20 protein-coding genes are annotated in these 18,559 nt (G+C 36.3%); 2 read left to right on the top strand and 18 right to left on the bottom strand.

Features of this window, described 5'->3' with window-relative positions:
* Window positions 1-93 precede the first annotated feature (93 nt).
* The 8 genes from sstT to ACFSFY_RS06775 all read right to left on the bottom strand — a co-directional run bounded on the left by sstT (window position 94) and on the right by ACFSFY_RS06775 (window position 7,243).
* The gene (gene sstT / locus ACFSFY_RS06810; protein WP_381536526.1) at window positions 94-1,332 is read right to left on the bottom strand and encodes a serine/threonine transporter SstT; all 1,239 of its coding nucleotides are present in this window, start codon (window positions 1,330-1,332) and stop codon (window positions 94-96) included.
* A gap of 201 nt (window positions 1,333-1,533) precedes the next feature.
* Window positions 1,534-2,187: a M48 family metallopeptidase gene (locus ACFSFY_RS06805; protein ID WP_381536524.1), complete on the bottom strand. Its 654-nt coding sequence runs from the start codon at window positions 2,185-2,187 to the stop codon at window positions 1,534-1,536.
* Window positions 2,188-2,231: 44 nt separating this feature from the next.
* Complete coding sequence (locus tag ACFSFY_RS06800) at window positions 2,232-2,897, bottom strand: GGDEF domain-containing protein (RefSeq protein ID WP_381536522.1); 666 nt, start codon at window positions 2,895-2,897, stop codon at window positions 2,232-2,234.
* 100 nt (window positions 2,898-2,997) lie between these two features.
* A complete protein-coding gene (locus ACFSFY_RS06795; RefSeq protein WP_381536520.1) occupies window positions 2,998-3,966 on the bottom strand; it encodes a threonine ammonia-lyase in 969 nt (322 codons plus the stop codon).
* A gap of 94 nt (window positions 3,967-4,060) precedes the next feature.
* Window positions 4,061-5,023 carry an aromatic acid exporter family protein gene (locus ACFSFY_RS06790; protein ID WP_381536518.1) on the bottom strand — a complete coding sequence of 321 codons (963 nt, stop codon included), beginning with the start codon at window positions 5,021-5,023 and terminating at the stop codon, window positions 4,061-4,063.
* Between the two features lie 314 nt (window positions 5,024-5,337).
* The gene (locus ACFSFY_RS06785) at window positions 5,338-6,102 is read right to left on the bottom strand and encodes an ATP-binding protein (protein ID WP_381536516.1); all 765 of its coding nucleotides are present in this window, start codon (window positions 6,100-6,102) and stop codon (window positions 5,338-5,340) included.
* A gap of 70 nt (window positions 6,103-6,172) precedes the next feature.
* A complete protein-coding gene (locus ACFSFY_RS06780; RefSeq protein WP_381536514.1) occupies window positions 6,173-6,532 on the bottom strand; it encodes a helix-turn-helix domain-containing protein in 360 nt (119 codons plus the stop codon).
* A gap of 21 nt (window positions 6,533-6,553) precedes the next feature.
* Complete coding sequence (locus ACFSFY_RS06775; RefSeq protein ID WP_381536512.1) at window positions 6,554-7,243, bottom strand: GAF domain-containing protein; 690 nt, start codon at window positions 7,241-7,243, stop codon at window positions 6,554-6,556.
* Window positions 7,244-7,476: 233 nt separating this feature from the next.
* On the opposite strand from ACFSFY_RS06775, the gene ACFSFY_RS06770 reads away from it, so the two are divergent.
* Window positions 7,477-7,929: an SRPBCC family protein gene (locus ACFSFY_RS06770; RefSeq protein WP_381536510.1), complete on the top strand. Its 453-nt coding sequence runs from the start codon at window positions 7,477-7,479 to the stop codon at window positions 7,927-7,929.
* Between the two features lie 372 nt (window positions 7,930-8,301).
* Here ACFSFY_RS06770 and ACFSFY_RS06765 read toward each other — a convergent pair whose 3' ends face one another.
* The 3 genes from ACFSFY_RS06765 to rlmD form a co-directional block, all read right to left on the bottom strand.
* Window positions 8,302-8,802: an RDD family protein gene (locus ACFSFY_RS06765; RefSeq protein WP_381536509.1), complete on the bottom strand. Its 501-nt coding sequence runs from the start codon at window positions 8,800-8,802 to the stop codon at window positions 8,302-8,304.
* Window positions 8,803-9,131: 329 nt separating this feature from the next.
* Complete coding sequence (locus ACFSFY_RS06760; RefSeq protein WP_381536507.1) at window positions 9,132-9,893, bottom strand: AIM24 family protein; 762 nt, start codon at window positions 9,891-9,893, stop codon at window positions 9,132-9,134.
* Window positions 9,894-10,087: 194 nt separating this feature from the next.
* Window positions 10,088-11,461, bottom strand: coding sequence for a 23S rRNA (uracil(1939)-C(5))-methyltransferase RlmD (gene rlmD, locus ACFSFY_RS06755; protein ID WP_381536505.1), 1,374 nt, complete (start codon window positions 11,459-11,461; stop codon window positions 10,088-10,090).
* Between the two features lie 450 nt (window positions 11,462-11,911).
* Here rlmD and ACFSFY_RS06750 point away from each other — a divergent pair, with 450 nt between their 5' ends.
* The gene (locus ACFSFY_RS06750; RefSeq protein ID WP_381536503.1) at window positions 11,912-12,340 is read left to right on the top strand and encodes an NUDIX hydrolase; all 429 of its coding nucleotides are present in this window, start codon (window positions 11,912-11,914) and stop codon (window positions 12,338-12,340) included.
* A 75-nt stretch (window positions 12,341-12,415) separates the two neighbouring features.
* Here ACFSFY_RS06750 and ACFSFY_RS06745 read toward each other — a convergent pair whose 3' ends face one another.
* The 7 genes from ACFSFY_RS06745 to ACFSFY_RS06715 all read right to left on the bottom strand — a co-directional run bounded on the left by ACFSFY_RS06745 (window position 12,416) and on the right by ACFSFY_RS06715 (window position 18,558).
* Entirely contained in the window at window positions 12,416-13,351 is a 936-nt protein-coding gene (locus ACFSFY_RS06745) for a diacylglycerol kinase (RefSeq protein WP_381536502.1), read from the bottom strand.
* Between the two features lie 78 nt (window positions 13,352-13,429).
* A complete protein-coding gene (locus tag ACFSFY_RS06740) occupies window positions 13,430-13,606 on the bottom strand; it encodes a hypothetical protein (protein WP_381536500.1) in 177 nt (58 codons plus the stop codon).
* A 72-nt stretch (window positions 13,607-13,678) separates the two neighbouring features.
* Entirely contained in the window at window positions 13,679-14,002 is a 324-nt protein-coding gene (locus ACFSFY_RS06735; protein ID WP_381536498.1) for a thioredoxin family protein, read from the bottom strand.
* A gap of 147 nt (window positions 14,003-14,149) precedes the next feature.
* A complete protein-coding gene (gene gatB / locus ACFSFY_RS06730) occupies window positions 14,150-15,580 on the bottom strand; it encodes an Asp-tRNA(Asn)/Glu-tRNA(Gln) amidotransferase subunit GatB (RefSeq protein WP_381536496.1) in 1,431 nt (476 codons plus the stop codon).
* Complete coding sequence (gene gatA, locus ACFSFY_RS06725; RefSeq protein WP_381536493.1) at window positions 15,580-17,046, bottom strand: Asp-tRNA(Asn)/Glu-tRNA(Gln) amidotransferase subunit GatA; 1,467 nt, start codon at window positions 17,044-17,046, stop codon at window positions 15,580-15,582. Before gatA ends, gatB begins: the two co-directional genes overlap by 1 nt.
* 25 nt (window positions 17,047-17,071) lie before the next feature.
* Window positions 17,072-17,359 carry an Asp-tRNA(Asn)/Glu-tRNA(Gln) amidotransferase subunit GatC gene (gatC, locus tag ACFSFY_RS06720; RefSeq protein ID WP_381536491.1) on the bottom strand — a complete coding sequence of 96 codons (288 nt, stop codon included), beginning with the start codon at window positions 17,357-17,359 and terminating at the stop codon, window positions 17,072-17,074.
* A gap of 74 nt (window positions 17,360-17,433) precedes the next feature.
* Window positions 17,434-18,558 (bottom strand): CamS family sex pheromone protein, encoded by a 1,125-nt coding sequence (locus tag ACFSFY_RS06715; protein ID WP_381536489.1) that lies wholly within the window; start codon window positions 18,556-18,558, stop codon window positions 17,434-17,436.
* Window position 18,559: the final 1 nt, after the last annotated feature.

The raw sequence follows: 18,559 nt of genomic DNA, 5'->3' as shown, positions 1-18,559 counted from the left end.
CGTTGAAAATTAATTTTACGAATACAAAGCACGGATTAATAAAAAACACCTTGCACTGTTAAAAGACTCTAACAGTACAAGGTGCAATTATTTTTAGTTTACTTTATTGATTTCAATTTTCTTACCTTCTTTACGCCACTCTTTATACTCTGCGGCTGCAGTGAAAAGTACATCTGTTGATGAATTAAGTCCTGTTTCAAATGAGTCTTGGAGAACACCGATGATAAATCCTACACCTACCACTTGCATCGCGATATCGGCTGGTATTCCAAATAAACTAGCAGCTAGAGGAATAAGGAGTAATGATCCCCCGGCAACTCCTGATGCACCACAAGCACTTACAGCGGCTAATACGCTGAGAATAATTGCTGTAGGAAGATCTACTGGAATTCCAAGTGTATGAACAGCTGCTAAAGTCAATACTGTAATAGTAACAGCTGCACCACCCATATTGATTGTTGCGCCTAATGGAATTGAAACTGAATAACTGTCTTTATTCAACCCAAGATTTTCACACAATCTCATATTCACAGGAATATTGGAAGCCGAACTGCGTGTAAAGAATGCTGTAATGCCGCTTTCTCTTAAGCATTTAAAAACAATTGGGTACGGATTTTGCCTAATGTAAACATACACCAGGATAGGATTTACAACTAAAGCTACGATTAACATAGATCCCACCAGTACAGCGAGTAATTTACCATAACCTAGTAACGCATCCAGTCCACTAGTTGTAATAGCCTCAAACACAAGACCCATTATTCCTAATGGAGCCAATTTAATAATCCATGTAACTACTTTAGTAATTGCGTCTGAAACGTTCAAAATCATCGTTTTTGTAGATTCAGCAGCATTTTTCAAAGCAAGTCCAAGAACAACCGCCCAAGCTAAAATACCGATATAATTTCCAGTAACAACCGCATTCACAGGGTTATCTACAATATTTAGAAGGAGTGTTTTCAACACTTCAACAACACCACTAGGAGGAGTTACACCCTCAGCACCCGCTACAAGAGTTATATTAACAGGGAAAATAAAACTAACTACAACCGCAACTACTGCTGCTAAAAACGTTCCCGAAAGATAGAGAATTAGAACGGATTTCATATTTGTTTTATGCCCTTTTTTATGTTGAGCGATTGCCGAAATAACTAAGAACAAAACCAAAACGGGTGCAATTGCTTTCAAAGCACCAACAAATATGGCACCAAAAATCACAATTGGTTGTGCAAATTCTGGAATTGTAAGTGCAAGAATAATACCAACAACTAAACCTACAATAATTTGTTTAACTAGAGTCAATTTACTCCACTGTTTCATTATGCTTTTCACAGTTGTACCCCCACTATTTCAATTGGCAGTGCAGTATTTTCCTACCCAGTTATTCATATTTCTAATTAATATGTATTGTACTGAGTTATTAGAAATAGTACAATTTAATTATTTAATTCAATAATTTCATTGATGGATTTACACTTCAATCTATCATGCTATAGTAATAGGCATTCCCACAACGAAGGCTACATATCTGGTTTAAAATGACATGGATTGCCCGTGTCTTTCCAAATACTTCTCCTTTTCTTTATAGTCCGGCATAACGCTTCCAACTCGCCTCCAAAATGAACGATCGTGATTCATATGTAATATGTGACAGAGTTCATGGATGATTACGTAGTCAATGACTTCAATCGGAGCCATAGCCAAACGATAATTAAAGGTCAAGTTTTTCTGAGAATTGCAACTCCCCCACTTACGTTTCGACTCAATGATTTCTATGCTTTTAGATTTCACTTTTAGTCTCTCTTCATATATTTTGATACGCTTTTCAATAATCTTTTTGCAGTTGGTAAAATAGAACTTTTTGAGATTATTTTTCAAGGTCTCTTCATCGTACTCACCAATTTCTATTAATTCATGAAGCAAATGTTCTTTACCCAGATACAGGAAAGTTCCCTCGTCATGATACTCTCTGACGTTTGTTGTAACCTGAGATGCCTTAATTTCATTCATTTTCTCTAGTATCCATCTCCCTTTACTTACTACCGCACTCTTAATCACTTCTTGGCTTGTACCATTAGGAGCTTTAAGTGTGATGAAGCCATAAGAATCCATATGAATCGTTAGCTTTTTTCCTTTTCCATACTTCACATTAAATTCAATCATTTCATTTTCAAATTCAACTTTCATAATAAACCTCATTTACATTCATTCTTCTTAAATAACGACTTTCACTATTTATTTTGACCGGCAGGTACTTTATCTTGACTGAAGTTTGATTTCCATTCGTACATCGCTTTATCGGCTTGTTGAATTAACGTGTCAAAGTCCTCTCCTTCATCAGGAAAGACTGCAATACCAATTGATGCTCCCATTGATGGTATTTCATTATGCGTTAACTCATTGTTTAATGTATGAATATAGTCAAATTCGAAGCCGGGCTCACTATTGGGTATGATATGCACAAATTCATCACCACCCCAACGTATGATAACATCATCTTTTTTCGCATTCTTCTTCAGTAGATCAGCAGTAAATCTTAGCAGCTCATCACCAGTTTTGTGACCAAATTCATCGTTGATTTCCTTAAAATTATTCAAATCAATAAGAATAACTGCAAGCTTCTGTTTTTTACTTTCACAATTAGAAATTCTTTTATTAAACATTTTCTCAACTACACGTCGATTATAAGTATTCGTCAGTGTATCTCTCTCAGCATAAAACTTAGCTAAATCATATTGTTTGCCACCTAGTAAGGCAAACCCTAAAAAAATAGCCGTCAAAATAAAAAAGCTCGGTTCAAATTTGACGCCCATATATTGATGGTAATAAAAATACCGAAGAATATTAAACATAATGACTATACCTACAGCGACAATTCTACCCCTGTAACCCATCATTCACACCCTCACGCACAATTTCCCTTTGTTTACATTAGCATACACCTTAGTAGTTATAAAAGGTTGTTTGGATGTCAACGCTTATGCGAAGATTTCCACCTTATTTCCCTATTAATAGGTTTGCTAAAAATTCAATATCGTTGTTACCACCAGATAGTACATAACAAACTTTTTTCTCTTTAGTAGCACCATTATTTTTGCGCATAAATGCTGCTATAACCATTGCTGAAGATGGCTCGATTACCATTTTTCCTTTTTTAACCATAAGTCTAATTGCTTCTTTTATTTCGTCATCATCTACAGAGTTAACTTCATCAACATATTCCCTTATGATTTCAAAATTGTTTAGATCCGCTTGGTCCGTTCGAGTACCATCAGCTATAGTATCTGTTTTATCTAATTTTATTGGTTTATTAGCACTGAGACTTTTGCTGTATCTACTTGCACCAGAAGGCTCTATACCTATCACTTTCACCTCAGGTTTAAGAGATTTAGCTGCCACAGACACACCTGAAATTAAACCACCGCCACCTATAGGAGCGACGATCATATCTATGTCTGGTTCATCCTCAAATATCTCTAATGCTATCGTTCCTTGACCTTCTTTTACAAATTTATTAGCATAAGGGTGTATTTCTGTCCTTCCCTCATTTTCAACTATTTCTTTTACTGCTTTGTCCCTAACAGAAGACACCGTGCCTATTAAAAGTACTTCTGCCCCAAAGGATTGAACATTATTAAGTTTAACTGGGTTACAGTTTTCAGGCATTACGATTTTTGCGCTAATGCCAAGTTCTTTTGCTGCCCAGGCAATGCCTTGCGCATGGTTTCCACTTGATGAACAAACAACACCACATTCTTTTTCTTCGTCGCTTAACGCAAGGAGACTATTGAATGCGCCTCTTAATTTAAATGACCCTGTATGTTGTAGATTTTCCGGTTTTAAATACACCTGACAATTTAAAATACTATCCAGTGCAGGTATTCTTAAAAGAGGAGTCCTTATTACATGTTTCTTTATCCTCTCTCTCGCCTCCAGCACTCCTTCAAGATTTATATCGATTGTCATACTATTTCTCTCCCTTCTAAATTTATTAATCCTAAAAAACTAGATCACTTTTGTATTAGAATAAAATCAATCTTAATGAAAACCAATTCCACTATCAATCTTTTTTCTCGAAAAGTTTTTTCTTTATGTTTAAGTAATTATTCATTTCAAAAATCAAATAAAACAAATTCGCCCTTACTTCAAATTCTTCTCTTATCTTAGGCAACTCCATATCACCGATTACGGAACTTAATTCCTCTAACTTATTTAATGAAATGTCCGTTGTATCCCCCGAATGAACGTTCCGACTTAAGTTTTCCAAGAACTCTGCAAACATTTCTTTCTGTTTGACGTCTAGGCTAGATGAGGAGAAAACAGCGATGATTTTCATCATCTGTTTCAGAAGTTCCAGTTGATCTTCACGCATTTCCAGATAATAATAATCTTTATCTTGTTTTCTCAACAGATGATTTTCTACATCTTGAATGGCAATACTTTTGGATTCATTAATCAATTCTTCTACCTCTAGTATTTCCTTCCCATCCCAGCTTCGCATACTATCCCTTAAATGTGCAGAGAATTCAAAGAGAATAACTTCAAACTTTTGTTCAATCTCCTTCTTAAATAGTTCAATATCTCGCTTGAAATTCGGCATAAAACTATTGACGAGAAGAGCAATTCCCATGCCGATGAAAATAATATAAAGCTCGTTTAGAAACATAGTCCAGTTAGCTTCCCCTACTGTATACACATGTAGCACGACAACCATACTTGTTACAAAACCACTTTGGATGTGTGTTCTCATAAGAATTGGAACAAAAAATAAAATAAACAAGGAAAATACAATGGGGTTATAACCTAATAGTTCAAACAATAACGCACCAAGAACCAAAGATAAAAGAGAGGCAAAGAATTTATCCTTTATTGTAATTAATGTCTTTTTCTTCGTTTTCTCGATACACATTATTACAATAATTGCTGCAAATGTTGCGAATTCCAAATCCAATAAACTCGCTATCCACATTGCCAGCCCTGCCCCTACAGCTGTCTTTATCGTCCGATAGCCCATACCAACCATGTAAGAAGCACCATCCTAATGTTTTCTATGTAAATTCATACATGACATAACCGATTGACATCGGTTTCGATGAAAATCAATACATTTCTAGTATGTTCTAAGAAGTTTTTTCGAACTATTTCTGAAAATTCATCTGCCTATAGTTTAACACGAAGATAATGAATCGCGATATATATCCAAGCGTAAGTATTTCTGGATTTACAAAGTGCCTGTTTCTAAAAACTAATCGTTTTAGAAACAGGCACTTTTATTTTTTATTTATGCTGTATCATTATAATAAACTCCTGTTATTCCGACTGCTAACATATATGGACTTATGAATTTAATGATGGAAGGTAAATATTTACTGTTGTACCTTTTTCCAACTCACTTTCAACTTGAATTGTTCCATTATGTTCTTTAATAACTTTGTGACTAATCATTAGACCTAAACCTGTACTGCTATCCTTTATATAGTAAAATGGTTCAAAAAGATGACTAAATCTGTCCTCAGGGATGCCAGCAGCTTGATCTTTTATCATGATATGTACATGGTCTTCAGTTGTTTTACAAGTGATATACACTATTTCATTGTAAGTTGAAGCCTCAATAGCATTTTTGATAATATTTTCAAAAACGTGTTGAAGTTTTACTGGATCGCAGTAAATGGATACCCTCTCTCCCTCTAAACTTGAAATTATCTTGATATCTTTGACTAGAGCCAAGTCATTTATCCTCATAATAGCTCGTTCCAGGATAAGTTCAATATTATTTATACAAAAGTTCACTGATTGCGTTTCACCGAGCTTAATTAGCCTATTTACGATTTTCTCGACCTTATTTATCTCGGAATACATTATTGAATAGTATTCCGGTTTACTTACTTCAATACTTTTTAATTGTTGAACAACCTCTTTAATGGAGGTAAGTGGATTTTCAATCTCATAAGCTACTCCAGCAGCAAACTTTCCCACTATCTTGTTTTTGTCATTCGTCGAGAATGAAATACTTTTTTTTTGTGGTTGGTCATTATCAATGTCATGTTTATATGTATTTCTTTCGTTTTCTAGCCTAATTTGATCATTATATCTACTTTTCATATTAAGCCCCCCTGATTCTGAACTTTGTTCGCTTTAAGCGACCCTTTTAAGAAAAAAAAGACAATGAATTTTACACACTATTCATATGTCTCAACTTTTCCTCATTATTTTCTTGATGCTTTTCGGTTATTAATACAACAACCTGATGAACAATTTCTAATTCCTTTTCACTTAACCTTATTCCATCCCATTGGAGATGTTGCTTTTGAAGAGATTCAACAGAATCAGGAATATCCGTTAATTTTAGTAGATAATCTGTTGAAACATGATAAAGCTGGGCTAATTCTATCAGCTTATCGATAGGAGGATTTCTATGTCCCCCTTCATAACTTGCATAAGATGATTTGGCCAATCCAATTCTAGTTGCAACCTCTTGAAGTGTTAGTCTTTTTTCCAGGCGAAGCATTTTCAGACGATTTCCAACAGTCATGCGCTAATCCCTCTTTCTTTATTAAATTGTCAGACTAACACTTCCAGCTTGCGTATACTCATGAATACGATCAGATATTGTTTGAATTTCAAAACTAAACATAGATATTTTTTCTTGAATCATTTCCACTTCATCTTGTGTTAAAAGATTGTTTGACCTCTTAGAATAATGAGCAAACGTTCCAGCCAATCGACCAGTGTTTGTAAAGAATGGTACTGAGGTACAAGACTTAAAACCGTATTCAATGACACCGTCTTTAAAGTTTGTCCATAGTGTACTCGTTCCAATATCTGTTTGTACAACTTCTTTTGTAAAAATAGCTTTTCCACAAGATGCACAATTTTCATCTAATATTCCTTGTTCATTAATAACACCGAAGAAGTCAAAGAACTCCACAGCAATACTAGGACCAGCCCCATGAAAAACATTATTTCGTTCTCTATCATAAAACAATAAAGTGACATAAATACCATCTAATACTTCTTCCAATTCTAAACACATACGACCGAGCTCCATTTTGATTTCCAAGAAATCAAATTCACTTCTAGTAATTACACCATTAACCAAAGCATTCATTAAATGATCCTTTACGTCTGTTTCTTTTTGACCCAGGAGGGGATTAATTATTTTCAGTTGTTCTTTAATGTTTTTCTTGAGGTTGTACTCACGTAAACTTTCAACAATAATTTTATGATTTGGGCCGTTCAGCACTTTCATCATCCCTCCTTCCAAATTCACAGATATCTCACTTTCGATGTCATTATCATATAACATATTTAAACTGAATAATAGTAATGAACGTAATTTTTCATCTCAATTATTCGAATTTTTATGTTCAATCATCATTTAAAGAAATAAAAGAGATTCTTCATAGATATACAGCTCAAAAAAGGATAGAATTTAAATATGAAAAATTATCAAATAAAATATATGGAGGCTCACACATGAAAGTTTCGGCACAAACAAATATCAATAGTACTAAAGAAAAAGTATGGGAAGTTATTACCGATATTGAAAATTCAGTTAATGTCATCAGTGGGATTATCAATATTGAAATCCTAAATCCAGTTGGAGATAATCTTGTTGGATTGAAGTGGAAAGAAACTAGAAAGATGTTTGGAAAAGAAGCCGTGGAAGTGATGTGGGTGACTCACAGTAAGAAGTACGATTATTATCAGACGAGGGCTGAAAGTCACGGTGCAATCTACCTGTCCCGACTAAACATTACTGATAAGAATAATGGTGTCGTAACTCTTGAGATGTCTTTTGAGGGTCAAGCTGCAAGTTTACCGGCTAAAATCATGAGTGGAGTCTTCGGAGTTTTCATGAAGAAATCAATGAAAAAAGTGCTCGAAGTAGATCTCGAAGATATAAAAAAGTCGTGTGAAGCACAATAGGTAGATTTCTGCTCACCGTATCCAAAGGTTCTTGTTGAGTATTTATATGTAAAATTATTCCGGTTAAAACTTCAATTGCATGTTTATTAGGTATATGCTGAAATATATTTCTAATTTGTTTGCATATATAGTTGTTTGAATTGCTTGTTTCCACTACACGCAAAGGTAATCCACAATTATTTGAGTACGTTTTGTAACGTCGTTCAACAAAATTGTCTGTTTTCTAGAATTACAGTTAGGTTGCATACATGAAATCTTCTGGGATCTAAAATTCCCTCGAACTATTCGTTCGGGGGATATAGGTTTGATTTTTATAAGCAAAAATGAGGGTTTAGCGTAATAAGACTCTGCTCTGGGAATATGAATTATTTTTCATTTTTGTATTTTCACTACTTTAGTATAAGAAATCTTATCATGCAGTGTGATTTTATCCTTATTTAAAAAAAGATATACCAGTACAAAAGGAAAAAAAGATAATGAAAAATATTTTATTACAGTTCTAACTATTATTTGTATTAAGCTCAATGGTTTTTCTTTAATAGATACTATTTTAAGCCCCATAACTTTCATACCTAAATCACGTTTTATCAAGGTGATACTTATAATTTCTATAATAATTAAACTTATTAATGCAGGTAATATTATTTCAATTACCTTCAGAAATTCAAATGGTCGACTTACTAAATCTATAAATACTGTCGGTAAACAGATCATGTACTTTAAAAGCCAGAATATTAACCATCCTGATTCATCATTTCCGAATATGAAATAACTTGGGAATATCAGTAAGGTAACTCCCCCAAGTAATATCATTGATGGAAAAAAGATTATAACTCTATTTAAAATATGTGCAGTTATTCTCTTCCCTATCATTTTAATTTGCTCCTTTTTATTATGTCATACCTAGATTTGTTTAAATCAAAAGTAAAATTTCATAAATAATGCTCAGGAGTCTTTTTATATTTAACAACATAATTTACAGATTATTTCGCAGTTGTTATTCGAGATCCAACCAAGCCACTCTGATAAGATCAATTTACGTATTCTAAAAGTTCTAAATGAATATTACATAGTTTCACAGGTAATAGTTAGATCCTTCTTTGACTTCCATCTTGAATCCATGAATAAAGCCATCTTACTGTAATTACTTAATAATCAAAGTACCGAACAATATCTTTTATGTTTGGATCAGTATTTTAAGCTTATTGACGGACAGGAACCATTAACACTTTACCCGTTCCGCGATAGACATTAACTAAACCTTCTCCCGAAGCTGCTGAACCCATAAATGTTTTGCCTGATCGTTCTACTGTAAATTTCAAACTACCTGACCAAACAACTGCCATATTACCATCAATTTTCAACTCATCATCTTCTAACTCTATTTCTATGAGTTCCTCTCTTGGCACATCAGATTCAAGTGCGATTACACCGCTTCCTGAGATTCCAAGGTTAAATAATCCCTCTCCACCAAATGCTGCAGAAGACAAATTAGACCGCATTACAGCTTTATGTTGTAATTCTGATTCACAAGCTAAAAACATACCATCTTCAATGATGATTGAATGATTCCAATCTGCAACATCAAGAAGTAAAATATGCTTATATGTTGGTTCTAAGACAAGTTTACCAGTTCCAGTGTATTCAGGCTTTATTGCAGATTCCTTAGTAACTTTTCCTCTAAATGTTTTTCCAATAAAATCGCCTACCCCTTTAATCCCTGTTGTTGCTTTCACATCTCCTGCCATCCATTGCATAGCCCCAGCTTGAATCGTGATGTTTGAATGATTAACATCGCAGATTAACTGCCTTCTTCTCACATTCATTTCAGCAGCATAGAAAGCAGTTTGAGCTGTAACATGATTGACACTCAAATCTCGTTGAAATTCTACCACTTTAAATGCACCTAATTGTTCCGTAATTTCCACATTATCATTATCTTCAAAATTTTTGATTGTAAACATATTTCCCTCCTACTTTCTTTATATAGTATGTGTAAATTATTCAATAAATAAGTGCAAAACATTAGTGATAGGTGCCTATGCAAAATACAATTATGACAATTCGAATATGGGAATCGGAAATGTTTATTATAATTGAAACAAGAAAAACAGGATGTAAAATCGGTAAAGTATATTATTGTTGAGAAGTGTTTATTTTAGTTAGACATTTCTCTTTCTAGCAACGCGACGCATTCCACATGACTCGAGTGCGGGAACATATCAACAGGTTGGATTTCCTGTGTGCGGTATCCACCGTCCTCAAGGATTCTTAGATCGCGTGCAAGCGTTCCAGGATTACAGGACACATAAACTACGCGTTTCGGCTTGTATTCTAGAATTGTGTTCAGCAACTCTTCATCGCATCCTTTTCTCGGCGGATCTACTACAAGTACGTCGAATCTTTTTCCTTCGGCGTACCAATTTGGAATTACAACTTCTGCGGGTCCTGCTTCAAAAAATGCGTTGTCAATATTATTTAACTCCGCATTTCTTTTGGCATCTGCAATTGCTTCCGGCACGATTTCAACACCGTATACTTCCTTCGCTTTTTGTGCCAAGAACAGCGAGATTGTTCCAATGCCGCAATACGCGTCAATTACAGATTCATTGCCTGTAAGCTGTGCATATTCAAGAGCTTGTCCGTATAGCACTTCAGTTTGTTCCGGATTTATTTGATAAAACGAACGCGCGGAGATTTCAAAGTTAATATCGCCTATTGAATCGACGATAAATGATTTTCCGTATAAAGGAACCGTATAATCACCAAAAATAACATTCGTTTTTTCACTATTGACGTTTTGCATAATCGAAGTTACTTCAGGGACAACACGCTTAATCAATTCGATAACCGCATCTTGTTGCGTGAATTTCTTTTTGCGAGTTACAAGGATCACCATGATTTCGCCCGTTGCACGTCCTTTTCGCACAATGAGATGACGGAGCATACCAAGGTTTGTCCGCTCATCATAAGCATCCACCCCCATATTATGTAACTCCATTTTGAGAGCCGTCATCAGGTCGTCCGCCTCGTTACTTTGAATGAGACAAACATCTGTGTCCACAATATGATGTGTACGTGTTCTGTAAAAGCCAGAAACCACTTTACCATCTTGTTCGGCAAACGGAATCTGTGATTTATTTCTGTATCTCCATGGATCCTTCATACCTTTCACCGGGTGAACAGGTACATGCGGTAATTTACCAACCCGGTCGATTACATCGCGGACCGTTTTCCTTTTTTGAACCAGCTGACCTTCATAAGACAAATGCTGCATCTGACATCCACCGCATTCTGAGAACACATGACAAGGCGGTTCAACGCGATCAGGCGATGCTTTTGTGATTTTCACCAATCGAGCAAAGCCATACTTTTTTAATGTTTTACCAACTTGAATCTCGACTTCTTCACCTGGTAATGCCCCTGGAATGAAAAGTGGATAGCCGTCTACTTTCGCTACTCCAGATCCGTCGTGCGTTAAATCTTCCACAAATACATTCAATCGATCATTTCTATTTACAATATAAGACATATATGATTTCCTCCAAATTTCTAATGTCTTTAGTTTAACATGCTAAGCACCAAATGTAGTAGCTTGGGTTAATATCCGACAGTTATGAACATATATCCTACACTCCTCGCCATATATCCGTGATAAAAGACTGCTTCTTCATTTCCCAATTCGATTTCCCCCTCTAACTTCCAAAGATTCTTCCAACAATTGAAACCAACATAATTCCTGCAATAATAAAAGCAAGCCAAACAAGGCGTTTTTCATGTGTTTTGTACATTGCAACGCATCCTCTCCAGTTACTTTCTGTTGAAACCCAACTTTAAAATCATCTATACCCATTAGATTCTTTATTTACTGCGAAAAAAGATATTTTTCGCAATTTTTCATGAAATATCTTTTATTGAAAACACTTGCGAATAGTTTGAATCCTATGTAAAATGGAATGATAAGTAGTAAGAGGTGAAAAATATGGAAATGAAAAGAAAAGTCCTTGGGTACATTACCAGAGGAGAAGAACCGAACTGGGAACTTTTAGTGTTCAAACACAAAAATATGCCTGAAGCCGGATATCAAGTTCCCGGTGGTGTAATTGAACACGAAGAATTAATTATTGATGCACTTTATAGAGAGATTGAAGAGGAAACGGGAATTCCCCGTGATGAGCTTGTGCTAAAGGGAAAAGTAAACAAAACAAACTACTACCCCGAAAACAAAGATACGGTGTATGAGCGAACTGTTTTCCATCTCGATTATGTGGGTCCCCCTCGAACAGAATGGGAACATCTTGTTATAAGCGACGGGGAGGATGACGGCATGATTTATTGTCATCAGTTTATACCAGTCGATGATCTCCCGAAGCTCGCAGCAAACCAAGACCAATCGATCCTTCTTTTATAATCTGTTCCCTTTAACAAATCTCTACAGTAAAAAAAGCTGTACTTGGATCGGATTCCGATTCATGTACAGCTTTTTTCATTCGACTTTTTTAATATTGATATTGACTAAATCTTCTTTTCGCAACTTATCTAAAGGTGCATACATTTCGACATGTTGGAAAAGGTTTTGGAATGTTGCTGGTAAAACTCCACCATATTCACCATCTAAATTTAGCAGCACTTTATCTTTCGATGTCACGGTAATTTTCTCAGCTTTACTTGAAATCACTAGTGGGTCATCTAAATGTTCACCCCGCATAGCAAGCGAAACAATGCGTATAAATTCAGCAATATTACACTTCTTCAAAATAATCAACGTGAATTTCCCATCATTCAAACTTGAATCAGGGGCCAATTTCTCAAAGCCTCCAACTGAATTTGTGAGGCCAACAAGAAATAACATCGCTTCCTCATCAAATACTTCACCGTCGTATTCGATTCGTACATGAGATGAATGAATCGAAGGCAACATTTCAATTCCTTTTAAATAATAAGCCATTTGCCCAAGCATTGTCTTTAACCTACTTGGTACATCATACGTTAATTCTGTTAATCGGCCTCCACCAGCAATGTTAATAAAATGCCTATCATTCATTATCCCTACGTCTACAGGGATAGAATCTCCTTGAATGATGATATCCACTGCTTCCTCAACATCTCGTGGAATGCGTAAAGCACGCGCAAAATCATTCGTTGTTCCCATTGGAATCAAACCTATCTTCGGTCGTTTCTCAAATGGACTCACACCTGCAATTACTTCATTTAGAGTACCGTCTCCGCCAGCAGATATGATGAGATCGAAACCATTTTCAACCGCTTTGCCAGCGGCTATCGTGGCATCTCCTTCAGATGTTGTTGCATGGCAAGATGTTTCATATCCGGCGATTTCAAGTTTTTCAAGTACCTCTGCAATATGCTTGCGAAAAGCTTCTCGACCCGCTGTGGGGTTATATATAATACGTGCACGCTTCATATTCGGAAGTCCCTTTCTATTTACACATTTTGATGGTTGAATCTTTAAATACAAATTCTCATGTTGCACTGGTTTTGTCTAGTGTGATTTCTTTTGTAACACTGGAAGAAAACTACTGCGAATATCTTCATAAACCATTAACCAAAATTCCGGTTTTGTCGTATACTCCGCTGTAACACGTGCTACAAACTCATTCTTTTTCTCCTCAAACTCCGGTGCATCTTTCGGTGGCAACGACTTAAGAAGTCCCGTCACATTCTCCTGAAGTGGTTCTGCACGTGGACCCCAAGTTGCTTCGACCTCGCCTGTATTCCCTAGCAGTAAATACTAAGGAATCGACCTTCCACCATTTGTTAAATACTTATCTATTAAATCTGTATCTTCATCACGGTAAACTACCCGTATATCTAGTTTAGCAGCTTCTCCAATTTTACGTAGTATAGGGTTATTCAACATTGCATCCCCACACCAGTCTTCCGTGATTACTAGGATTTCAGGCTTCTTTTCAGTTAACAATTCGATAAATTCATCGTCTTTTGGAACTTCAAACATCTCATAAATACGCTTAGAACTCTCTTTATGTGTGTTCATATTTCCCATATATTCAGCAATGGAAATTGCTTCGTCAAAATAGTGTTTTTCGGTCTTCATAATGAAATTCACTTCCTTTCATTAATTGTACGATTTTAAAGCAATTGAATCAAATGCGAGAATCTAAAAAGGCGTTAATTGTACGACTATTTATAAGCCATACAACTAACACCTTTTCTAAAAACTCTAAATAATGTTCCTAATTACTTATCTTTTTTGAATTTCTTCTAGAAGTATTTTATTTACAAGCGGTGGATTTGCCTGACCTTTAGAGGCTTTCATTAATTGACCTACAAGGAAACCAAGTGCTTTATTTTTACCATCTTTGTAATCCAAAATAGATTGTTCATTTGTATCTAATATTTCATTAACCATTTTACGAAGAGTACCTTCGTCAGAAATTTGGACAAGTCCCTTTTCCTTAACGATATCGTTTGCGTTTCCGCCTTCTTCAATCAATTCCTTAAATACTTTTTTAGCTATTTTAGAAGAAATTGTTCCATCGGAAATTAGCTTAATCATAGTTGAAAGTCCCTCAGCTGTAAGAGCTGTATCGTGAAGTTCCTTTTGTTCTGCATTCAGATACGCAGATACTTCACCCATCAACCAGTTAGATGCGAGTTTTGCATCGGCACCTTCGGATACTGTCGCTTCAAAGAAGTCGGACATTTCTTTTGTTAATGTAAGTACCATTGCATCGTATGCTGGAAGTTCAAGATCATTTATATAACGTTCTTTTCGTGCATCTGGAAGTTCAGGAATTTCTTTTCGAACACGTTCCATCCACTCTTCATCGATATGAATTTCCGATAAATCCGGATCATTTATGAAGCGATAATCATCCGAATTCCCTTTAATCCGCATGAGAACTGTCTGACCCGTTGTTTCATCATAACGACGCGTTTCTTGAACAATTTCTCCGCCGGCTAGAAGAATGCCTTTTTGACGTTCAACTTCATTTTCGATCCCTCTACGAACGAAGTTAAATGAATTCAAGTTTTTCAATTCGGTTTTTGTGCCAAATTCATCTTGACCAAATGGGCGAATGGAAATATTCGCATCACAACGAAGTGAGCCTTCTTCCATACGAACATCGGATACGCCTGTGTATTGTATGATTGCTTTTAATTTCTCAAGGAATGCATAAGCTTCATCCGCTGAACGAATATCAGCCTCTGTAACGATTTCAATAAGCGGCGTTCCTTGTCGATTTAAATCAACAAGTGAATACCCATTGTCAGAATGCGTCAGTTTTCCCGCATCTTCCTCCAAGTGCACTCTTTCAATTCGGATTTTCTTTTTCTTACCATCTACTTCAATTTCAATCCATCCGTTTGAACCAACAGGACGCTTGTCTTGAGTAATTTGGTAAGCTTTTGGATTATCCGGGTAGAAATAATGCTTACGATCGAAATGCATTTCAGATGCAACATCACAGTTCAATGCCATTGATGCTTTCATACCAAAATCGATTGCACGTGTGTTCATTGTTGGCATAACACCAGGATAGGCTAGGTCTGTAATATGAATATTCATATTAGGTTCAGCGCCGAAATGAGCGGGAGCTGGTGAAAATATCTTTGTATCTGTTTTAAGTTCAACGTGGACTTCAAGCCCAACAATTGTTTCAAAGTTCATTAGTTTTTCCCCTCCCCTAAGTTCGGAGTGCTTGTATGGAAATCAGTTGCTTGTTCATACGCATGAGCAATTCTGTAAAGTGTCGCTTCATCAAAATGCTTACCAATCATTTGCAAACCTAGTGGTAGACCTTCAGAAAAGCCACATGGCACTGAAATTGCAGGTACTCCAGCTAAATTCACAGGCACTGTCAACATATCATTCGCATAAAGCGTTAATGAATCTTCAATTACTTGGCCGATTTTGTATGGAGCAGTAGCTGTTGTAGGACCTACAATTACATCATATTTTTCAAATACGTTTGCAAAATCCTGTGCAATTAATGCTCGCACTTTCATCGCCTTGACATATAAATCTTTATGATGATCTGCACTTAATGCATACGTACCATAAAGAATCCGTTTTTTCACTTCGTCGCCAAATCCTTCTTGACGTGAACGCAAGTAAAGCTCATTAAGATTTTGAACGTTTTCAGCTCGATAGCCATATCGAATACCATCAAAACGAGAAAGATTGGATGATGCTTCAGAAGAAGAAATGACATAATACGTCGGTGAAGAATATTTCAAGTGTGGAAGAGAAACTTCTTCCCAAGACGCACCAAGTGATTCAAGAACTTTTAAAGCGTCGGTTACGGACTTTTTAACTTCGGCCGAAACACCTTCTCCGAGATACTCTTTAGGTACAGCAATTTTCATCCCCTTGATATCGCCAGTAAGTGCAGCTCTATAGTCGGGAACAGCTTGTGGTGAACTAGATGAGTCGCGGTGATCAATACCGGCTATTGCACCCAGTAGAAGAGCGTTGTCTTCAACAGTCTTCGTAATCGGTCCAATTTGATCGAGTGACGATGCAAATGCAACAAGACCAGATCTAGAAATACGACCCGCTGTTGGTTTCATGCCAACTACTCCGCAAAATGCAGCAGGTTGTCGAACCGAACCGCCCGTATCGCTACCGAGTGAAAAGAGTACTTCCCCAGCGGCTACTGCAGCTGCGGATCCTCCAGAAGAACCACCAGGAACGTAATCCAAATTCCAAGGATTATGCGTTGTTTGGAAAGCAGAGTGTTCCGTTGTAGAGCCCATAGCAAATTCATCCATGTTTAGCTTTCCAACAGTTACCATACCTGCTTCATTGATTTTTTCTACAACAGTCGCATCGTAAATCGGAACAAAGTCTTCGAGCATTTTACTCGCACATGTTGTCTTAATTCCTTTAGTTACAATATTGTCTTTCAATCCGATTGGAAGTCCAAAAAGTGGCCCTCTTCCTTCGATTGGCTCTTTGTCCAACTGCTCGGCTCTAGCTAGTGCCTCATCTCTTGTTGTTGTCAAAAAGGCTTGTACATCACCATCTACTTCGGTAATCCGGGTAAATGATGCTTCTGTTAACTCTTTTACAGATACTTCCCGGTTATGTAAGAGTGCTTGAAGTTCTGCTGCTGTTTTACTCAATAATGTCATTGGTTTTCCTCCTTAAATCCGTTCATTAAAGGATATTCGGAACTTTAATCATTCCGGATTCAGTTTCCTTTACGCTTTTCAACATTTCTTCACGATCTAATACATCTGTTGGCACGTCTTCACGTAGCACGTTAAAAAGATGAAGCGGATGTGTCATCGGTTCAACATTTTCAGTATCCACTTCATTTAATATGTCTGAAAAACCAATCAAAACTTCTAGTTGAGAAGCAAATACTTCTGCTTCAGTATCTGTCACTCCGAGCCTAGCAAAGTTTGCAAAATACTGCACATTATCTTTAGTGAATTGTGTCATGCACTTTCCTCCTCTTTGTTCTATTGTACAATTAATCATAACATCATACTATTGTCATGAAAAGTTATGTCTTACTAGTAGCCGTAAATGTGGACATACGGTTCATCATTTCCAGCTTCTTTCACAATTAACGCTTCAGCCCCATTTACTGATGTTACGCTTGCTTCAATATCGATATTAGGAAAGATATCTTTAATGAGACTCGTTATATATTGTGTGAAACCGATTGTTTCACTCGTTCCAAAAAACTGAATTGGTATTTCTATTGATAAAGATTTAATTGAACCATCTTTATAAAGGCCACGACCAATTACATTTACGAAACTAGGGAAATAATTATCAATTTCCTGTTTAAACTTTTTAAAGGATGTATCTAAATCGCGATACTTCTCATCGTTTGTTGAAGCAGGGAACAATACATGTTCCTCGTCTACGATTTTCCATCCAGAAGGGGTGTCTTTACCTTTTTCGGCCGTCGTTGTAGCAAAATAAGATCCTGGAACAATAGAATTTCGACTCTCTTGTTTAAATAAACCAATTACAATTGGAATATCTTTAAGACCTTCTTGCGAACGAATTCTACGGATAATCTCTTCTCCCATTTCCATACCTTCTGCTTCCAATGCTTCTTTAGTGATTTTAGTTTCTTCACCACTTCTAGTGTAATGAACGGAATTCAATGATAGTCCAATGGATATTCCAGCTAAGCGAAGTTTTTTTTCATCTGTTAGGACAAGATAATTCTGTTCCACAATACGAGCAAGATAGCTTGGTGCTTGGCTAGCTATTTCAGCTTCGGTCATTTCATCCGTTGTTTCTGGATTTAAACCCAATGTATTCGTTTCAGACTTTCTTCCAAGCCATGATTTAACAGTTGTCTCATCAATGAATTGACCTTCTTGGAAAAAATGATTTTTGGGGTCGAACTTTTGTAGGGACAGTCGTAATAATCCCTCTTCTGCTTCTCTTACATCATACTTCGTGTTTGTACTACCCATATAGCCACGACTTGCACTTTCTTTAAACGGGATAATCGACCGATAATATTCTTCCTTTATTTGAATACTAGGAATTACGACCATCTCTTCGACGCGTTGTTCATTGTCCTGTAGGACTTCCTCTTTCTTATCAATTGAAGGAAGGCAACCGCTAATAAGTACAACAGCAACTAGTCCAGGAATGATTAACATTTTTTTCATT

The organism is Sporosarcina siberiensis (assembly GCF_042681925.1).
GTDB classification, from domain to species: Bacteria; Bacillota; Bacilli; order Bacillales_A; family Planococcaceae; genus Sporosarcina; species Sporosarcina siberiensis.
Note: the sequence above shows the minus strand (reverse complement) of the source record. Positions and strands in the feature narration are given on the sequence as shown.

What these genes read in the sequence shown, in the direction of transcription:
- ACFSFY_RS06805 (WP_381536524.1), bottom strand. Translation starts at nt 2,187, where the DNA reads ATGAAAGTTGAATTTGAAAATGAAATGATTGAATTTAATGTGAAGTAT.
- ACFSFY_RS06800 (WP_381536522.1), bottom strand. Translation starts at nt 2,897, where the DNA reads ATGATGGGTTACAGGGGTAGAATTGTCGCTGTAGGTATAGTCATTATG.
- ACFSFY_RS06795 (WP_381536520.1), bottom strand. Translation starts at nt 3,966, where the DNA reads ATGACAATCGATATAAATCTTGAAGGAGTGCTGGAGGCGAGAGAGAGG.
- ACFSFY_RS06790 (WP_381536518.1), bottom strand. Translation starts at nt 5,023, where the DNA reads ATGGTTGGTATGGGCTATCGGACGATAAAGACAGCTGTAGGGGCAGGG.
- ACFSFY_RS06785 (WP_381536516.1), bottom strand. Translation starts at nt 6,102, where the DNA reads ATGAAAAGTAGATATAATGATCAAATTAGGCTAGAAAACGAAAGAAAT.
- ACFSFY_RS06780 (WP_381536514.1), bottom strand. Translation starts at nt 6,532, where the DNA reads ATGACTGTTGGAAATCGTCTGAAAATGCTTCGCCTGGAAAAAAGACTA.
- ACFSFY_RS06770 (WP_381536510.1), top strand. Translation starts at nt 7,477, where the DNA reads ATGAAAGTTTCGGCACAAACAAATATCAATAGTACTAAAGAAAAAGTA.
- ACFSFY_RS06765 (WP_381536509.1), bottom strand. Translation starts at nt 8,802, where the DNA reads ATGATAGGGAAGAGAATAACTGCACATATTTTAAATAGAGTTATAATC.
- ACFSFY_RS06760 (WP_381536507.1), bottom strand. Translation starts at nt 9,893, where the DNA reads ATGTTTACAATCAAAAATTTTGAAGATAATGATAATGTGGAAATTACG.
- rlmD (WP_381536505.1), bottom strand. Translation starts at nt 11,461, where the DNA reads ATGTCTTATATTGTAAATAGAAATGATCGATTGAATGTATTTGTGGAA.
- ACFSFY_RS06750 (WP_381536503.1), top strand. Translation starts at nt 11,912, where the DNA reads ATGGAAATGAAAAGAAAAGTCCTTGGGTACATTACCAGAGGAGAAGAA.
- ACFSFY_RS06745 (WP_381536502.1), bottom strand. Translation starts at nt 13,351, where the DNA reads ATGAAGCGTGCACGTATTATATATAACCCCACAGCGGGTCGAGAAGCT.
- ACFSFY_RS06735 (WP_381536498.1), bottom strand. Translation starts at nt 14,002, where the DNA reads ATGAAGACCGAAAAACACTATTTTGACGAAGCAATTTCCATTGCTGAA.
- gatB (WP_381536496.1), bottom strand. Translation starts at nt 15,580, where the DNA reads ATGAACTTTGAAACAATTGTTGGGCTTGAAGTCCACGTTGAACTTAAA.
- gatA (WP_381536493.1), bottom strand. Translation starts at nt 17,046, where the DNA reads ATGACATTATTGAGTAAAACAGCAGCAGAACTTCAAGCACTCTTACAT.
- gatC (WP_381536491.1), bottom strand. Translation starts at nt 17,359, where the DNA reads ATGACACAATTCACTAAAGATAATGTGCAGTATTTTGCAAACTTTGCT.
- ACFSFY_RS06715 (WP_381536489.1), bottom strand. Translation starts at nt 18,558, where the DNA reads ATGAAAAAAATGTTAATCATTCCTGGACTAGTTGCTGTTGTACTTATT.